At 57.9% G+C, this 18,072-nt stretch carries 10 protein-coding genes and 2 pseudogenes; 4 read left to right on the plus strand and 8 right to left on the minus strand.

Translation table 11 applies throughout. The annotated features are described in order from the left end of the window. Positions 1–440: 440 nt before the first annotated feature. Positions 441–1,112 carry an SDR family NAD(P)-dependent oxidoreductase gene (locus tag JQK88_RS32985; protein WP_203280740.1) on the minus strand — a complete coding sequence of 224 codons (672 nt, stop codon included), beginning with the start codon at positions 1,110–1,112 and terminating at the stop codon, positions 441–443. Between the two features lie 205 nt (positions 1,113–1,317). Here JQK88_RS32985 and JQK88_RS32990 point away from each other — a divergent pair, with 205 nt between their 5' ends. Next, complete coding sequence (locus JQK88_RS32990; protein ID WP_203280741.1) at positions 1,318–2,601, plus strand: ATP-grasp domain-containing protein; 1,284 nt, start codon at positions 1,318–1,320, stop codon at positions 2,599–2,601. Between the two features lie 313 nt (positions 2,602–2,914). Here JQK88_RS32990 and JQK88_RS32995 read toward each other — a convergent pair whose 3' ends face one another. The 5 genes from JQK88_RS32995 to JQK88_RS33015 all read right to left on the minus strand — a co-directional run bounded on the left by JQK88_RS32995 (position 2,915) and on the right by JQK88_RS33015 (position 10,582). Next, positions 2,915–5,062 (minus strand): dipeptide ABC transporter ATP-binding protein, encoded by a 2,148-nt coding sequence (locus JQK88_RS32995; RefSeq protein ID WP_203280742.1) that lies wholly within the window; start codon positions 5,060–5,062, stop codon positions 2,915–2,917. 10 nt (positions 5,063–5,072) lie between these two features. Then, positions 5,073–6,272 carry an ABC transporter permease gene (locus JQK88_RS33000; RefSeq protein ID WP_203280743.1) on the minus strand — a complete coding sequence of 400 codons (1,200 nt, stop codon included), beginning with the start codon at positions 6,270–6,272 and terminating at the stop codon, positions 5,073–5,075. A 12-nt stretch (positions 6,273–6,284) separates the two neighbouring features. Then, positions 6,285–7,322, minus strand: coding sequence for an ABC transporter permease (locus tag JQK88_RS33005; RefSeq protein ID WP_203280744.1), 1,038 nt, complete (start codon positions 7,320–7,322; stop codon positions 6,285–6,287). A 251-nt stretch (positions 7,323–7,573) separates the two neighbouring features. After that, positions 7,574–8,743, minus strand: a complete 1,170-nt coding sequence (locus JQK88_RS33010) for a serine hydrolase domain-containing protein (RefSeq protein ID WP_312037380.1) — start codon at positions 8,741–8,743, stop codon at positions 7,574–7,576. 186 nt (positions 8,744–8,929) lie between these two features. Continuing rightward, complete coding sequence (locus JQK88_RS33015) at positions 8,930–10,582, minus strand: ABC transporter substrate-binding protein (protein WP_203280746.1); 1,653 nt, start codon at positions 10,580–10,582, stop codon at positions 8,930–8,932. A 521-nt stretch (positions 10,583–11,103) separates the two neighbouring features. On the opposite strand from JQK88_RS33015, the pseudogene JQK88_RS36635 reads away from it, so the two are divergent. Next, positions 11,104–11,274, plus strand: a pseudogene (locus JQK88_RS36635) (IS481 family transposase); the annotation flags it as partial. A 487-nt stretch (positions 11,275–11,761) separates the two neighbouring features. On the opposite strand, the gene JQK88_RS33025 reads toward JQK88_RS36635, so the two are convergent. Beyond that, on the minus strand, positions 11,762–14,140 hold the full coding sequence (locus tag JQK88_RS33025; protein WP_203280748.1) for a penicillin acylase family protein: 2,379 nt from the start codon (positions 14,138–14,140) through the stop codon (positions 11,762–11,764). A gap of 296 nt (positions 14,141–14,436) precedes the next feature. On the opposite strand from JQK88_RS33025, the gene gabT reads away from it, so the two are divergent. Continuing rightward, a complete protein-coding gene (gabT, locus tag JQK88_RS33030) occupies positions 14,437–15,732 on the plus strand; it encodes a 4-aminobutyrate--2-oxoglutarate transaminase (protein WP_203280749.1) in 1,296 nt (431 codons plus the stop codon). A gap of 426 nt (positions 15,733–16,158) precedes the next feature. Beyond that, complete coding sequence (locus JQK88_RS33035) at positions 16,159–16,392, plus strand: DUF6429 family protein (protein WP_203280750.1); 234 nt, start codon at positions 16,159–16,161, stop codon at positions 16,390–16,392. Here JQK88_RS33035 and tnpC read toward each other — a convergent pair. Then, a pseudogene (gene tnpC / locus JQK88_RS33040) lies at positions 16,373–17,946 on the minus strand (IS66 family transposase); the annotation flags it as partial. The gene JQK88_RS33035 and the pseudogene tnpC sit on opposite strands and share 20 nt — an antisense overlap. Positions 17,947–18,072: the final 126 nt, after the last annotated feature.

The raw sequence follows: 18,072 nt of genomic DNA on the forward strand, positions 1-18,072 counted from the left end.
TGGCGCACCAGCAGATCGCGCCCGGAACAGAACGCGGGTCCTGCTGCGATTATTCCATCAGTTTCCTTCTTTTCAAGTGCGTCTGTCGCGGCATGCCGCATAGGGAATAAATGCGGCCTCGGCACTCACGGCAGCGCGTCCTGATCAAGTATCGTGATATACTTTTCGACGTTTCGATCTGCGATCGAACAGCTAACGATGTGCTTGCTTCTTTCTTTCTCGGTCCTCGCGGTCCAGAACGTGTTGACCAGGATTGAGACCGGAGTAGGCACGCCGGTCGCGTAAGTGGCCCCTCGAAATGGAAACCAAAATGCGAGGACGAGAACGTGTGTCTCACGCCGATATCTCACACGGGATCTTAGAGGCTGCTTTCCTTCAACCGCGATGTCGTCCACGACATAAATATCAGCGGCAACTTCTGCCGCCTCACGATGACAGTTTCAAAAACCGACTATGCCGCCGGAGCAACAGATCCCTCCTGCCGGGTTTGTCCTGTTCGCCACAAGGTGGTGTTCGGCCTGACTTCTCGCGCTCTCATTTAAGCGATTGAAGAACTGCAAAAGATCTTTTGAGACTCGTTCTCCGTAGTTGGCAAACTGGCCGGTGACGAATGCAGCCTCGTCGGAGGCAATCCATGCGACCATAGCCGCGACTTCCTCAACACGGCCGGTTCGACCCAACGGATGAATGGCACCCAGCCGCCCCCGCGCCTCCTCGGGCAAAGCGGCGACGAAATTGATGTTGAGGTCGGTATCGATCCAGCCGGGAGCCACGCCGTTGCAGCGCACCCCGTCTGGCCCGCCATCGACCGCCACGGCACGCGTCAGGCCATGCAGTCCTGCCTTCGAGGCACAATAAGCCGCGTGCCCGGGGTTGGACGCCAACCCCTCTATTGAGCCGATATTGACGATGGCGCCGCGGCTTCTGCGAAGATGAGGCATGGCGCGACGGATCAGCAGGAAAGGAGCATCAAGGTTGAGCGCCATTGTGCGTCGCCATTCGTCCAGTCCCGTCTCATCTACCTTCGCTTCAACCATGCGGCCGGCGTTGTTGACGAGGATATCGAGCCTGCCGGCCTGTTGAACAACCTCGTCTTGGCGCCCGTCACCCAAAGCAACCTTCCCGGCGAGGCGGGGTCATGAGCAGCAGCCGGCCAATCCTACTTGCAACAAAACCTTCCAATAAATTTGCAGGATCTTTAACCTCGCAAATCACTGACAATGCTACGGTCACCGTTATGTCTGAGGTTGGCACGGCTAAACGAGCGCACCCTGACAGGCTCAGACCACACAACACGCAAAGTTGGATCACCAACCAATGGCAACGAGAGCACTCATTCTAGTCGAAGGCGACACAACGGGTACTGGTCCCCTCTACATCCAAGCGGCCCAGCGTCTTGGTCTTCAGCCAATTACCCTGTCGGCTGATCCAGCTTGGTGCGACTATCTTGCGGCGGAAAGCATTGAGGCAATCCGTGTCGATACAGACAATCTCGATGCGCTAATCCGTGAATGTTCCCGTCTAGGGGCCACTTATGACATTGCTGGCATTACGTCCTCCCTGGAGGCGTTCTATGCGACAATTGGCAAGCTTTGCCAGTATTTCGATCTACCGGGACCGAACCCTGCATCCATTGAACGATGCTGCGACAAATACGTTCAACGTCAGCTCCTCGCGAAGGCCGGCGTTCCAATACCTTCTTATCGCGTGGCATCTACTGCGATAGCGGTTGAGAGCTCCGCCGCGGAAATCGGCCTGCCGGTAATTCTTAAGCCAGTCGTAGGCAGCGGCAGCGTCGGTGTCCGATTGTGCCGCAACGCCGACGAGTTAGCCGAACACACGACCTATCTGTTGGGCGGTGGGCAGATATGGCCATGTTCGCCGAGGATACTGGTCGAAGAATTCGCACAGGGCCCCTATTATTGCGCTCATATAATGGGAAATGAGGTCATTGGGATTGCCGCCGCTGAGTTCGGCCACCCACCGCATTTCGTCTTTCGTGAGAGCATCTTTCCTGCTGTGCTGACTGACGACGAGCACAGGCGTATCGCCGATGTTTCGTTGAGTTGTTTGCGAGCTCTCGGCCTTGGCTGGGGGCCAACGAACATCGAACTTCGGTGGACGAAGCGTGGCCCAGTCGTCATTGAAGTCAATCCGCGTCTTTCTGGAGGTGCTCAATCGGTTCAGGCGGCTTACGGTATCGATCTCCCATCTGAGCACATTAAGCTTGTCATCGGCGATGAATGGGATTTGCGCAGAAGGCATTCGCAGACTGCGGCCGTGCGGTGCCTAATTGCTGATCGCGATGGCACCCTGGATTGGATCAGTGGCGCCAGTCAGGCGGCTGCTCTACCAGGTGTCGCCAAGGTTAAATTGTATGTTGAACCCAAGACGCCGATCATCAGGAAAGGCAACTACCAAGACTGGATCGGATATGTTATGGCCGTTTCATCGGATCTTGCTCAGACAAAGGCCATACTTCAGCATGCCGTCAACTTGATTGGCTGGTCGATTACACCATTTCCGACCACAGGCCAACAGGAACAATCCGGGACGCCTCACGCCTCTGCACCAACGCGGGTGCCCCCAGGTACGAGTTGATCGTTGCCGAACATTAAGAATTGAGAGTAAGCGAGACGCAGGTCGATGAGGCTTATCTTTGTTTCTCGGCGACAAAATGCTATTGACCACAGTAAGGAAATTACATCTGCGACCGAAAATCGTATTTGTAAATGACGAATTAAGTATGGAGACTGTTTTTGAAGATCAGCGCCTTCATGCTCAAGCACAGTCGCATTTCACCCGCAAGAAGGCTTGCGGGTGCTCACTCTCTGCAGGAGCAGGAACAGAACGTAGGCGCGTCAATAGGGCCTCGCATAGGCTGAGTCGCGCCGACTGATTGCGGAGTTGCCCGTTATCCCGATTCCGTCTCGCCGACGTCCGCCTCTTCGACTTCGAACTTGGCGCTGAGCTTGATCACCGGTTCCATCGCCGCGAAGAACGTATCCGGCAGGTAGCACCTGATGTCGTGGCCGTCCAGCATCTTCCTGGTCGGCGGTACCTCGCGCTCACAGAGATCTCCTGGAATCAGCTTCTTGTAGCGACAGCGCGTCTGGAACGGACAGCCGGAGGGCGGGTTCATCGGCGAAGGAATGTCGCCATCGAGCACGATGTGCTTCTTGACCACGCTTGTGTCGGCGATCGGAATCGACGACAGCAGCGCCTCGGTATAGGGATGATAGGGCGGCGAAAATATCTGGTCGGTCGTGCCTTGCTCGACGATATAGCCGAGATACATGACGACGACTCGGTCGGCGATGTAGCGCACCACCGACAGATCGTGGCTGATGAACAGCATCGTCGTCTTGTTCTTGCGCTGAATGTCCATCAGGAGTTCGATGACCGCCGCCTGCACCGACACGTCGAGCGACGAGACCGGCTCGTCAGCCACCACCACCTTGGCATCGCCGGCAAAGGCCCGCGCCACGCCGATGCGCTGTTTCTGGCCACCTGAAAGCTGGCGCGGCTTGCGGGTCTCGAACGCCCGCGGCAACTTCACCAGGTCGAGCAGTTCCAGCATGCGCTTGCGGCGATCGGCGACCGTCTTGCCAACATTGAACTTTTCCAGCGTGCGGATGATCTGCGAGCCGACCGTGTGGCTGGGGTTGAGCGTATCGAACGGATTCTGGAACACCATCTGGATCGACGACACCGTTTCGACACTGCGCTTTTCGATGCCGATCGACTGGATCTGCTTGTTGCCGAGCGTCACTGTGCCCGAGCTTGCCGTCTCCAGGCCGAGCAGCACCTTGGCCAGCGTCGATTTCCCGCAGCCAGATTCGCCAACGATGGCGACTGTCTCGGATTCGCGGGCCATGAACGAGATCGTCTCGTTGGCCTTGACGACGCGGCCCCCACTCGAGCCGAACACTTCGCTGCCGCCGACCTTGTAGTACTTCCTGAGATCCTCGATCTTGAGCACCGGCGCGCCGGGAACGACGCGCTCGTTGACCTTCTTGGCGCCGGGCGGCAGCGCTTCCCAGTCGATCTCGTTGAAGCGCACGCAGCGCGAAAAATGGCCGTCATGGCCGTCGACCGCGATCATCGGGATTTCGGCGGCGTTGCAGACGCCCTCGACGAAATGGTGGCAGCGCGGGCCGAAATTGCAGCCCTTGGGCCGCTCATGCGGCAGTGGCAATTGCCCGGGGATGGAGATCAACGGCCGCGAATTCTTGTCGACGCCGGGCAGCGGGATCGAGCGGAACAGCCCTTGCGTATAGGGATGGCGCATCCGGTCGAACACGTCCTTGATCTTGCCCGTCTCCACCGCCTCGCCCGAATACATCACGGTGATGCGGTCGCAGGTCTCCAGGATCAGGCCGAGATTGTGCGACACGAAGATCATCGACGTGCCAAACTCCTTGCGGAGTCCCTTCACCAGGTCGACGATGCCGGCCTGAACCGTCACATCAAGCGCCGTCGTCGGCTCGTCGAGCAGAAGCAGCGCCGGCTTCGACAGCAGCGCCATGGCGATGACGATGCGCTGCTGCTGGCCGCCGGAAAGCTGGTGAGGATAGGAACGCATCATGCGCTCGGGATCGGGCAGCCTGACAGAGCGCACCATCTCCAGGGCACGCTTATAAGCCTGTTCCTTCGACACCTTGTCGTGGATCAGCGGCACTTCCATCAATTGCTGGCCGACCTTCATCGCCGGGTTGAGGCTGGCCATCGGCTCCTGGTAGATCATCGCGATCTTGTTGCCGCGGATGGCGCGCAGCTCCTCGTCGGAGAGCTCGCCCATGTCCTTGCCCTGGAACTTGATCTTGCCGCCGACGATCTTTCCGATGTTGGAGAGGTCGCGCATGATGCCGAGCGACACGGTCGACTTGCCGCAACCGGATTCACCGACGATGCCCATCGCCTCGCCCGGCATGACCGTGCAGGAAAAGTCCATGACAGCCGGTATCTCGCCCTTCTTGGTGAAGAAGGAGATCGACAGATTTTCGATCTCGATGATCGGCTGGGCACTTGCGACGTTCGTGGCTTTGACAGCTTCGTTCATGGTCGGCGTCTCAGTCTTTCATCGATTGTTCGCGAAGCGCGTCGGCAAGAAGATTAAGGCCGAGCACGAAGGACAACAGCGCGAGAGCCGGCGGCAGCGCGGGATGAATGTAAGCACGCAGAAGGCGGCTTGCGTCCTTGATCGCCGTCCCCCAGTCCGGACTTTCGGGCGGAACCCCCAAACCGAAGTAGCCCAGCGTTCCGAGCAGGATGGTAGTGTAGCCAACACGCAAGCAAGCGTCGACGATCAGGGGGCCTCGCGCGTTGGGCAGCACTTCCCAGAGCATGATGTACCAGACCGATTCACCGCGCGTCTGGGCGGCAGCAACGTAGTCGCGCGTCTTGATGTCCATGGTAAGCCCACGCACGATGCGGAATAAGCCGGGCGAGGAACCGAGCACCACCGCAACGAAGATGTTGAGTTGGTTCGGATCGATATGAACGATGCCGAGCGGATCGGCGTCGAAGACGAGGCCAGCATTGATCCAGCAGCCGATCAGGATCGTCAGTCCGATCAGCAGGTAATACCGGTCGCGCCGGTCCTTGAAGCGCGTGGAGAACAGGGTCAGGAAAAAAATGGTCGTGAAAAGAAAGATCAAGGCCGCGAGCGACCGCGGGATAGACACTCCGATGCCGGTCGCCTCGCTGAACCAGTTGTCGAACGAAAGCTGACGGATTTCGGGCGTCACCAGCAGGTATAGCATCAGGATGACGGGGAAGGCCAACACCAGGTTGGCGAGGAAGCACAGAACGGAATCGACCCTGCCACCGTAGTAGCCCGCTGGTAGGCCGAGCCCGATTCCCACAATCAGCGAAAAGGCGGTGGCGAACGGCGCGATCAGCATCACGATTCGGCTGCCGTAGACCATGCGGCTGAAGACGTCGCGGGCGAGCATGTCGCCGCCGAAATAGTAGATGCCACTGCCATCAGGCACGGCGGTCCCCGGCAGCGCGTCCTTCATGGCCGCCACCTGGTTGAGGGGATCGAATGGCGCGATGATGGGTGCGAAGACGGCAGTGAACAGCCAGAACAGGCAGATGACGACGCCGGCGACCCCGACGCCGATCTTGAACAGGTCACCGTAGAGCCCAAGCTTGTTGCGGAAGCCGAAGCTGAGCGCCAGACAGATCGCCATCGCGATCCAGACCGGCCAGAACCGGCCGAGGACGTCCACGCTAATCGCGAACCACCCGATGGTATCAAATTGCATCCAGCGTCTCCCCTATTGAACGCGAATACGCGGATTGAGATAGGCGTAGCCGATATCGGAGATCAGCTGCGTGACCAGCACGACGACCACCGATACCAGCGAGCAGCCTAGCAAGAGGTCGATGTCGTTGTTGCCCGCTGCCTCGTTCAAAGTGAAGCCGAAACCCTGGTAGCGGAACATTGTCTCGACGATTACCACGCCCGTAAGCAGCCACGGGACTTGCAGCATGATCACCGTGAAAGGGGTGATCAGCGCGTTGCGCAGCGCGTGCTTGATGACTACGTGGGAGAAGGACAAACCCTTCAGTCGCGCAGTGCGGATGTATTGCTGCGTCATCACTTCGACCATCGAGGCGCGCGTCATGCGGGCGATGTATCCGATATCGTAAATAGCCATCGTCATCACCGGCAGGCTGAAGTTGTAGAAGGTTAGGCCTTGCGCCGTCGCCGACGCCGCCGAGCCGTTCAACCATCCGAGCCATGAGGCGAAGATGACGGTGAAGATGACGCCTGAGACGTATTCCGGAGTCGCTGTCGTCGCGATCGAGATGACAGAAAGCGTCCTGTCCGTTCGCGAGCCCTCGCGCATGCCGGCAAGAATGCCGATCAGGAGCGAGATAGGCACCACTGTCGCCATCACCCAGAACATCAGCTTACCGGTGGCCACCAGCGCCGAGAAAAGTTTTGCGGAAACGGCGGTCCTGAACTTGGTCGAGCAGCCAAAGTCGCCCTGCAATATGCCGCCGTAGAAGGGTTCGGCCGGCTCGCCGCAGTAGCTAAAGCGCGGAACCGCCTTACCGGTCGCAGGATCGAGTGTCGGCTGCTTCTGCACGACGCCCAGCCACTGCCCGTAGCGCACGAAGAAATTCTGCCGGTAACCTTCCCTGGCCAGCCAGCTTTCTATTTGTTCATCTGACGAGCGCATTTCGATTTGGTTGAGCGCCAGCTTGCGCAGATTTGGCTCGAGATTAACCATGTAGAAAACGATCACCGTCAGACTCAACATGGTCAGGGTCATGACACCGAAACGGCGCAAGACGAAACTCAGCATGGCTTCTTCCCCAATTATGGACCCCGTGTTTTGCAGTTTCATGCGGGGTTAAGACGAATCGAAGGTCAACTCCTCGTATCGACTGCTCCGAGTAGGCTAAAGGCGTTAGGCTGAATCTTCCGCGACCTGATGATGCCGCGGCGAGCCTCACTGCACTTTATTCGTTGGAGGATCGACAGTTCACTTCCGATCTATGCAAATACCCGCGCGCCGGGAAAAATAACCTCGAGGTTGACACCCAATTGATGGAGTTACGCGCGCAGCATCCGCCCCAGTGCCAGCATCTGTGGCGCCCTAATTCGGTCAATGTGGGCGGACGCGGGGTGTGACGCGAAGATCGCGACTACCATCTCCGCCTTTGGCGCGATATACAGGCTCTGACCGTAGAGGCCGAGACCTTCGAGAGCATCAAGCTCGTTGTGCGAAATCCACCATTGACTGCGGTACGTGTAGCCGAAGGGCAGTTGGGGCCTGGAGAAGCGGTCGCCCTCTTGCAGGTCGTGCACGACAGACGCCGGAACGAGCTGCTTTGCGTTCCACGTTCCTTCGCATCGGATCATCTCGCCGAAGCGCGCGAGATCGCGCAGGGTCGTGTTGAGGCCACTAGCGGCCCTCGGCGCGCCGGTCGTCGGGTCGATCTCGATGTAGCCGTCCTCCTCGCAGCCGAGCGGCGCCCACAGGCGCTCGTGCAACAGCTGCGCGAATGAGCGGCCCGTTACGCGCGCCATGACCCAGGCCATGACGTTCGTGTTAACGTTCTTGTATGCGAACTCGCCGTGCGCGCCTTGCTTACGCACCGTGCGCAGAAAGTCGCACGTATATGACTCGTCTATCTTTGTGACGTCCTGTACATATTCCAAGCTAGTCTGCATATCCATTACTTGGCGAAGAGTGGCATCCTCCCACCCGGTTCCTCGCAATTCTGGCAGGTAATGGGGGATCATCTTCAACTGGTCGAGCACGCCTTCCTGCACGAACGCCGCGGTCAGCGTTCCTGTGTACGACTTCGTGATCGATTGGCACGAATGTGGCAGGTGCGGCTCGAGCGCGCCGAAATAGCGCTCGTAGACGATGCGACCCCGATGCAGAACCACGATACCGTCCGCGTAGGTGTCAAATAGCGCCTCGTCAAAGCGTCGGGTTCGACCATCCGTATCGGCGAAGGTGATTGGGTCGATGTCAGAGGACATGTCGCTGCGCTCAAGCAGTGATGGCCCGTCCTGTCCGCGCCACACATTGATGGTCGGCCGAAGCTCGCGCATATGCGACAACGACCAGCGGGTCTGCGGAAAAGCGAAGACAGTGCCGGCGTCGAACGTGATACGCTTGTCTGCAGGCGGCGGCACACCGCGCATCCACCCGAGTACACTTGGATCCGACGCCCGACCGTCGAGGTACCGCTGTCCGTCGAATTCAAGCACGCCCTCTGTCACGTTGCCGAGAGGTGCCTGCAGTTCACATTGTACCATAAATGCTCCAGCCTTCCCAGTCTCTTCGATGCCAGAATGGCCGCTAATGCGGGGGTCTAGCAGAGATGCGGCCTATTCTGAACGGATGTAAGCGGAGATTGCGTCGTCATAACTTGAGCCTCCAGCAGGTGGCCAAATTCACGCACTCGGGTCGAGCCAGACCTTACTGAGTTCTGTCTCCCCTACCGGATGCATGTAGTAGTTCTTCACCTGTTTGGTGGAGTGATGGAACGCCGCAACCCAATAAGGCTGAATAATCACACCGGAATCCTGCAGGATCGTTTCAACATCCTGCATGAGCGCCCTGCGCTTCTGTGGATCTGGCACCGTCAACGCCGCGTCGAGTTTCTTATCGAATTCCGGATTTAACCACGCCGTCTCATTCCAGGCTGCGCCACTGCGATAGGCAAGCACCAAAGTCTGCACACCCAACGGCCGCATGTTCCAATTTGTTACGGAAAGTGGATACTTCAACCACCCGTTCCAGAAACTGGACTCGGGAATAACCGTACGCTTCACCTTGAACCCGGCCTCGCGCAACTGCGCAGCGATCGCATCGGCCGTGCCCTTAAGCCATTCTGTGTCGCTGCTGATGATGTCGTGCTCGAAGTCCATCTGACCAGCTTCGGTCATAAGCCGCCTGGCAGCCTCAACATCCCGTTTCTTTTCCGGAACCGGGTAAAACTCGGGATGTAAGGGGGCTACATGATAATTTGCAGCAACGATGCCATAACCATTGTAGGCAATCTGCAGCACAGCATTATTGTCGACCGCTAACTGCAGTGCATTGCGCACCCGCTGGTCGTCGTACGGTTTAGTAGTGACGTGGGCGCGGCACACTATAGTAGTGGCCGTCTTCGCCTCAGACTTCACCAGGCCAATTTTATCTAAGATTTTAACAAAACTAGTATCCGTCCCTTCGTTCGCATCTACCTCTCCTGATTCGAAAGCGCTCAGAAGCGCGGACGGATCGCTGCCATAGTCAATGAATTGCACTTCGTCCAAGTAGGCTTCGCCGCCCCACCAGCTTCCGTTTGTTCGACGCTTCACGACTGCCTTTTGGCTCACGTCCCATGACACCAGTTCAAACGGTCCCGTGCCTACCGGATGGGCAACGAGGTCCGACCCGTTCTTTTCGTAGTCACGGTGAACGATCAGCGCGGGATAATCGGCAAACCCCGGAATGATCGTAATATCGGGTTTTGGCAGCTTGAGTTTAATCGTGTGGTCGTCGACTTTTGAAATAGCGCCTTCTAGTGCTTTGCCCGTCTTTTCATCAACGAGCGTAGCCATGCGCGCAGCCATTGAGTTCCCAGGCACGTCCCTTTCACACCAGCGCAGCAGGTTGAACACTACGTCATCGGCAGTGAAGTCGTCCCCGTTGTTCCACTTGACGCCCTTCCGCAGGCGCAGGAGATATTCCGTCGCGTCGTCATTCGTGTCCCAACTTTCAAGAAGCCTTGGTTCAAAGGTGTATTCGTTGGTATACTTGACTAGTGGCTCGAGGAATTGCCGGTAGACGTTAGCCACTCCTGGATAGTCATTTACGCGCGGATCCTTCGGACCATAAACCTGCGTAGCAATTCGCAGAGTTCCACCTTTCTTAGGCACTTCTTCGGCATGCGCCGGCGGTATTGCATCCAGCATCGAGTACGCCATGGCTGTCGACGCACCGAAGACGGAAGCGAGCGCCAGGAACTCGCGCCGGTCCATCCCGTCCTTTTTTGCTTCCTCGGCGAGACTGTCGAAGACCTTAGGCATAGGTTTGCCATGCCTAGTAAAATACCCCATTTGAACCTCCCCAAATTAGTTACCGCCCGCAGTTTTACACCAGCACACAAAAAGCACCGCTTTTGGCACCAAAGACGTGTGAAAGAGTTGGACTCTGCGCTGGAATGTTCTGCACGCGGGGCACAGGTTACAGAAAGGGACGACTTTGGGCAGTCGAATTAAAATCAACCGGCGGGCGATTTTTTTTCCATTCGTGCTGTGATCTGTTTGAGCATCGACGGACATGCCGCTTGCGCGTTCAGCGCCCTTGCCGCCAGGTGGGCAGGTAGAAGCCGTGAACGGGCCTATCCGAATTCCGACCTCGAGGCCATGAACTGCCAATCTGGCTGCATCAATATTGGCGTCGGCCGCACGGCAGTCTAAAATTAAAAAGCACATCAGCAGACTCGCACTTACATGAGGCTCCATAGATGTTTAGTCCCACGGTGTGATGGTAGCATTGATGCAGCCATCGATAAGCACACACTACGGGACAGATACTTCACGGGAGCGCCACGACCACTCACGCGGTCTGAGCTGCGATACAGTGATCGAAAGCTTCGATCTAGGAGTTGAGCGAACGCTACGGCATAAACCCCAAGACGGTGACGAAGTGAAAGAAGCGCGACTTCGTCACCGACACACCGATTGGTCCGAAGGATGTGCGCTCTACAGTGCTCTCGAAGGAAGAGGAAGCGCTGGGCGTCGCCTTTTGCTGGCTTTCGTCAATGAACACCAGGCGCCGTGGATCAAGCCTGCCCTGGTACTTTCTCCACTGCGCCCGTCGTCGCGCAATCGACGGCCTGTCCTGCTCGCTGGCGAACAGCGTTTTTTGAAGCTGAACCCGGCCTCCTTCAGCACACGCCACACCGAAGGGGGATGCCGAGATGCCGCGCTCGGAAAGCTCCGCCCACAAGGCTCGCACGCTCACATGCGACGGCGAGGCAACCCGATCCGGCAGCCACCACGATGAGGTTCCAATCTCGGCCGGCTTGGCGTCCCATGCGGCGCGCCGAGGCACTTTCGCTCGACTGATGGCGCTGCGACCACTTCACAACACTCGCTACGCTGACCCCGAACAAAACAGCCGTTTCCCGGCACGTCCGACCAGCGGCAACCGTCGCCGCAACCCGCTCACGAAGACGTTTGAATAGGTTCTTAGCATCAGATGCCGGCCCTCCGCCCAGCGAGCATCTTGAATCACAAGATCACCCGCTCGTGAATCCCCATCCCTCCGCTTTCTTCCGAAATAGGCGACAGAACGATCCGATGGTCAACCTCTCTCTGGATCAGATGTTCTGAATACAGCAACGGTTTATATTCTCCTCGGTGCCAGTCTGAGGCCAGATCTCGATAATGGTTCGAAAGCGGCACACCCGACTGGCCAGGATTGTTAATAAATACACTGTTGTCCCAAGATCCAACATCAATAATCATCCGCACCGACGGTCCTGTAGTAACGGAGAACTCGTCCTGCCGATAAGTCGAATAATTCAAAGTCGAGCCACTACCGCCAAGGGCGATTGGCCCCAAAGACCATTCTTCAGCCGTTAATTCCTGTAGAGGGTGGCGTAATTCGAGCCTATGAATGCTCCCCCATGACCATTCCGCAGGGTCATGCCCCATGATTGCCATGCATTCGGCCCAGGCAGAAGCAAGGGTTGCCTTAATTGAGTCAGCCAGGCTTTCATCCGGGTGCACCTGTTCGAGCCAAGAAGCTATGGCTGAAGGCTCTAACGGTACGAGTAGTGCCAATATTTGATCGTCGGCGCCCTCCAATCGAGCAATTGTCGGACCAAGATGCTTGCTAAGCCAGATCTCGAAAAAAGCCGCAGCCGCGGAACTCGCATCCAAATGCCCATCCCAATCACAAAGCAATTGAAGCGCTGGCTCCGACTTGGAGTGGAGAAGAACTCCTAACCGCGCAAGAATACGAGTTGCGATTGGCGAATAAACCGAACACTGCAGCGACATACAGTCTTGAATAGAGATCGGTTCTGACCTCGAAAGGCTTGAATGAAGCGTATCGTGTCGGCTACTGTCCGACCACTCGTAACCAAAAGCTGGATGGGCTCTACTCCACTCTTCCGGCACATTCATTGCATTAGCAGTAGCAACGAAACCTTTCACTGGGTTTGTCTCGGACGGTCCTTCGTCCGGCGACAAATACCCTTCCCATTCAAATTGGCCATCTCCGGGAACCGGAAGCAGGCCGTCCCAATTTCTTCGAACCGGGGACGCACCTGAGGGTTTCCACGCGATTGTATTGGAAGTGTCCGCGTAGATGTGATTGACAGAGGGGCAACCCCAGGATGCTAGGGCGGAAACGTACTCTGCATGGGACTTCGCGCGCATAACCGCCAAGCTGGCCATGTAAGGAGCCATGCCGGAATCCATCCACACAGTTCGTAAGGCGAAAGCGCGGTTGTCTTCAGCATTCTGGTAAAGAATAGGGCCATGGCGCGTAAATCGAAGTGCGACCTCGTGGTTCTTGTGGCCACGAACCGGGATACTCTCTTTAACGGTCACTACCTGTTCCCAGGCTCCTTCATAGGAGTATTTATTTCCCTCACCGGGCTTCAGATCGTAGACGTAGATATCTTCCTGATCAGCGCCAAAAATAGTCAGACCAAAAGCGGCCGTGCCGTTATGGCCCATCGAAATTCCTGGCACCAACGGCTCCCCGGCCCCGATGACATTGAGGCCAGGCATACTCAGGTGTACAATATATCTGATCGACGGCAGGACATGCTTCCGATGCGGATCTATCGCCAGTATCGGGCGTCCAGTTGTTGTTTTTCCCGCGGATATAGCCCAGTTGTTTGAGCCCTCTTCGAACGCCGTCCGTACAATCTCGTCAGACGCTGTCACGCTGGTCCAGAGCCCAGCTTCGTGAAGACTGGCTGCAAGTCGTTCCCTTGAGAATGATACTGGACTGATTGCCAGGCGAAAATCACGCAGCACTCGATCACTCAGAACGGCCGGGTCAAAGCCTTGCGCTAGTCGTGGCGCTATCGCGGGTGACAATTCTTGCCTCAGCCTGTCTAGGCGAGTGCCTTGCTCCACGCCCGCCAAGGCCATCACCTTACAACGTAGAAGCTCCGAAATCGCGTTCCGGGTAAGTGAATGCGTTCTCACCCTGACGACGTCTTCCGGTTTCCAATGGTCAGGCCTGTGGCCGAGGAGGATGAACTCGGGTGGCAACGCAATCAATCCGTCATTGCAGCTGTCGACATAGGAATTTATACCATCTACGAACGCGGAGCATATTTCCTCGGACTCAGGACCGTATGCCGTCCATTCTGTACTCATGGCTCCGCGAAATAGAAAGTGACGCGCTGCCCTGTCTTGCTCCAGATAGCCGGGACCAAAGTCCCGTGACAGGAGACCGAGACCTCGTTTGCGCGCGATATCGATCTGCCAGAGGCGGTCTCGGGCTGCATTCCAACCCTGGGCGAAAAATAAGTCGTGCAGGTTTTGCGCCTTGATGTGGGGAACTCCCCACCTATCAATGTCGATCGCGACCTCGTTCTTGAGCCTGCTGAAACTGTGGCGATCGAAGGTGATGCTTGTAGACATTATCTTGTTCCATCTACGGCCAGGCATTGGCAATCACCCAGACGCTCAACACTGAACGGGCCGCTTACGTCGGCAGGAGCGGTCCAAGTTGATAACATCCGTACCAATCCACCTCGGGATGGGCACTCGAATAAAAGTCAATTGGTAGGCGACTTTTTTGCATCGGCTGCAAGCCTTCGACACGTGCTAATTGTCACCAACCCTTTGATCACGCGCCGCTAGTCAGCAAATCCAAAAGCTGGCGAATACAATAGGGCCACAGCCAAGAGATTTGCCCATTGATAGAGGAACAAGATATGAGCATTACCAACCGCGAACTCGAGAGCAGGCGCATAGCGGCGGTTCCCGGTGGTGTAGCGTGCGCATTCCCAATTTTCGCTGATAGAGCTCTTAACGCAGAGCTTTGGGACGTTGACGGGCGACGCTACATCGACTTCGTGGGTGGAATGGGTGCCCTCGCCGTTGGTCATTCGCATCCTAGAATCGTTGCAGCAATTCGCGATCAGTTGAATCGCTTCACTCACACCTTTTTTGGAACTGCCCCTTATGAAGGCTACGTTGCCCTGGCCGAGCGACTCAATGCTCTTGCGCCGATGACCCCGGCCAAGACTCTGCTCGTTACAACGGGCGCCGAAGCAGTCGAGAACGCGGTTAAGATTGCTCGTTACTACACGGGTCGCCGCGGTATTATTGTCTTTAGCGGAAGCTTTCATGGCCGAACGCTGCTAACCCTCGGAATGACGGCTCAGGTGAACCCTTACAAAGAGGGTTTTGGTCCGTTTCCGGGAGAGATTTATCGTGTTCCGTTCCCATACGCATATCGCGGAATCAGTACGCAGGACGCCCTGTCGGCCCTCCATGCTCTATTTGAAATTGAACTCACTGCTTCAGAAGTTGCCGCAATTGTCATTGAGCCGGTCCAGGGCGAAGGTGGTTTCCTGCCGGCGTCCCCTGAATTCCTTAAAGCTGTTAGACAGATCTGCGACACTCACGGCATAGTGTTGGTCGCTGATGAGGTCCAGTCGGGTTTCGGACGGACGGGCAGACTTTTCGCAATAGAAAATTTCGACGTTCAGCCGGATTTGATAGCTGCCGCCAAGAGCCTTGCGGGCGGGCTGCCACTTGGAGCCGTGATCGGCAGGGCGGAAATTATGGACTCGGTCCACCGCGGGGGGCTGGGGGGCACTTACGCCGGTAATCCATTGGCATGCGCAGCCGCGCTGGCAGTGTTAGACGTTCTTGAGCACGAAGGATTGCTCGCTCGGGCAGAAGAAATTGGTGCGCGCCTGCAAGCGGGATTTGAGCGCCTCCGAATTAGAAGCAACCATGCCGAGATCGGCGAGATCCGTAGGCTCGGCGCAATGATTGGCATAGAATTGGTTACGGATAGCGTCAGCCGCGAGCCAGCGACAGATGTCACCACGAGAATCATCCAGGAAGCCGCTCAAAACGGCCTGCTGCTGGCCTCGGCAGGACGCTTTCACAATGTGATCCGCTTCCTTGTGCCGCTCACAACTTCGAACGAGATTCTGGACGAGGCCATATCCATCCTCAGTCGAACAATGGAAAGTGTGTCTGAGCTCCAAGCCTAGCACCGAAGGCGCGGCACGCGGAGGGCAAGCCGATGGAACTGCCAGACCCTGGTGACAGGCAGATCTGGCGTTAGAGTATCCGTCTTGGTCAAGGAAGGGATGGCAACCATTTCCGGTCGTCCCTGATGAGCGCGTTTGCGAGAACAACGAGGTTTCTCATGATGGCGGTTATAGCGAGTTTCGCGGGTCTGTCGCCTACTGTGCGGTTCATCGATCTTACCCCTCCCGTCGCCGCCGGCCGGTGAAGACCCGCAGGCGGCAACCCACCTTTGCCTCGAAACGACGAAACTCATAAGATAAGCGGTTCACCGTTGACTGAATCGGATCGGATCCCCCTGGGGTCCGATTAATAATTCAGGATGCTGGCTGGATTGTATCCATCCGGTCTGGGCCGCGGCGGGGTGCGGTCTGTGTTAAGCTGCAGCGATGGAGATCGACACCGACAAGATCGATGATGCGGTCCTGGCACTGCTTTGGGTGACCCTGCACAATGAACGGTGCGCCTGGAAGGGCTTTGACTGGGACGTGACGGATCGACTTCACCGGAAGGGACTGATCGCCGACCCGGTCAACAAGGCAAAATCCTTGGTGTTGACGGACGAGGGTCTTCGGCGGTCGGAGGAACTGTTTCGCGCGCTGTTTACGCGGCCGACGCCATGAGCGCCCGAGCGGGCCGCCAGTTCCATGGCAGCAGCTCACCGAGCCGGTTCTGCGGCGTGTCGGCGATGCGGGAGAGAACATCGGCCAGCCAGGCCTGCGGATCGACGTTGTTGAGCTTGGCGGTGGTGATCAGCGTCGCCATGAAGGCGGCCCGATCGGCACCGCGATCGGAGCCTGCAAACAACCAAGCTTTTCTGCCGAGAGCAAAACCACGCAGCGCGCGTTCGGCGGCGTTGTTGGTGAGGCAAATCCGGCCATCGCCGAGGAAGGTCGTGAACCCTTCCCAGCGCTTCAGCATATAGTCGATTGGCTCGGCGACCGGAGAGCTGCGCGACAGTCTTGCCCGCTCTGCCCGCATCCAGGCCTCAAGTTCGGTGGCGAGAAGACGGCTTTCTTGCCGGCGTCGTTGCAGACGTTCGTCGGCGGCAAGCCCGTTGATGTCGCGCTCGATATCAAACAGCGCGTCAATGCGTTTGACCGCCTCGAACGCGATCGGCGAGATCGGCGCGGCGTCCCTGCCGCGCCTGGCGTTGGTGACGATGTCGGCGAGCACGAAGAACTTGCGGCGCGCATGCGCCCAGCACAGCGCCTGGGTCAGCGGGCCGGGGCCACGATCTGCCTTGAAGAGCGGATTGTAGCCGCTATAGGCGTCCGCCTGCAGAATGCCGCTAAAGGTCTTCAGATGGCGCTCGGGATGTTCCTGCCGCCGATCGCGCGAAGCATAGTAGAGCGCCGCTGGCGGCGATCGTCCGCCGAACGGCCGGTCATCCCTGACGTAGGTCCAGATGCGGCCCGTATCGGTCTTGCCGCGGGCCAAAATCGGCACTGTGGTGTCGTCTCCATGCAGCCGCTCGGCGGCAAGCACATGCGTCTCGATCAGCGCATGCACCGGCTTCAGCGCTGCGGCACAAGCTCCGACCTGATCAGCCAGTGTGGAGAGGCTGAGGTCGATGCCCTCGCGGGCATAGCGCTCGCTTTGCCGGTTCAGCGGCTGGTGCTGGGCGAACTTCTCGAACAGGATCATCGCCAAAAGGTTCGGCCCGGCAAAGCCGCGCGGCGTCACATGGAAGGGCGCCGGCGGCTGCGAGATCTTCTCGCATTCGCGGCAAGCTTCTCGCGCACGGTCTGGATCACCTTCCACTGGCGCGGGATCACCTCCAGCGTCTCGGTAACGTCCTCGCCAAGCTTGGCCAGCTTGCCCGAACCGCAACACGGGCAGTTCGCCGGCGCGGCTATGACCACGCGCTCACGCGGCAGATGTTCGGGGAAAGGCTTGCGCGACGGTCGCTTGCGCTCGAACGCCCTGACCGTCGAGGAGCGTGCCGTCAGTTCCGCCGCCAATTCGTCCTGGCTGGCGTCGGCTTCCAGCTCCTCAAGCTGCAACTCCATCTGTTCGAGAAGCCGCGCCTTGCGCTCCGAGCGGCTGCCATGGATCTCGCGCTTCAGCTTCTCGATCTCCAGCCTGAGCCGGGCGATCAGCGCATCCGAGTGCGAGTTCACGGCTTGCGCGCGGGCGGCGAGTGCTTGCGCCTCCCGGCGGGCGGCACGCTCGGCCCCGTGGGTCGGTCAAAATCCCCCGGGTATGGTCACTTGAAACTCCCCCACCTGATGATCACCGGCAGCGCTGCTGAACAGCAGTAGCCGGTAAGGCAGGACGTTTATTTTCGCCCCCTTTCATAC

The organism is Mesorhizobium caraganae, assembly GCF_016836705.1.
GTDB lineage: Bacteria > Pseudomonadota > Alphaproteobacteria > Rhizobiales > Rhizobiaceae > Mesorhizobium > Mesorhizobium caraganae.

Bases quoted from the DNA above. Each gene is read 5' to 3' on its own strand.
- JQK88_RS32990 (WP_203280741.1), top strand. From the start codon at position 1,318: ATGGCAACGAGAGCACTCATTCTAGTCGAAGGCGACACAACGGGTACT.
- JQK88_RS32995 (WP_203280742.1), bottom strand. From the start codon at position 5,062: ATGAACGAAGCTGTCAAAGCCACGAACGTCGCAAGTGCCCAGCCGATC.
- JQK88_RS33000 (WP_203280743.1), bottom strand. From the start codon at position 6,272: ATGCAATTTGATACCATCGGGTGGTTCGCGATTAGCGTGGACGTCCTC.
- JQK88_RS33005 (WP_203280744.1), bottom strand. From the start codon at position 7,322: ATGCTGAGTTTCGTCTTGCGCCGTTTCGGTGTCATGACCCTGACCATG.
- JQK88_RS33015 (WP_203280746.1), bottom strand. From the start codon at position 10,582: ATGGGGTATTTTACTAGGCATGGCAAACCTATGCCTAAGGTCTTCGAC.
- JQK88_RS33025 (WP_203280748.1), bottom strand. From the start codon at position 14,140: ATGTCTACAAGCATCACCTTCGATCGCCACAGTTTCAGCAGGCTCAAG.
- gabT (WP_203280749.1), top strand. From the start codon at position 14,437: ATGAGCATTACCAACCGCGAACTCGAGAGCAGGCGCATAGCGGCGGTT.
- JQK88_RS33035 (WP_203280750.1), top strand. From the start codon at position 16,159: ATGGAGATCGACACCGACAAGATCGATGATGCGGTCCTGGCACTGCTT.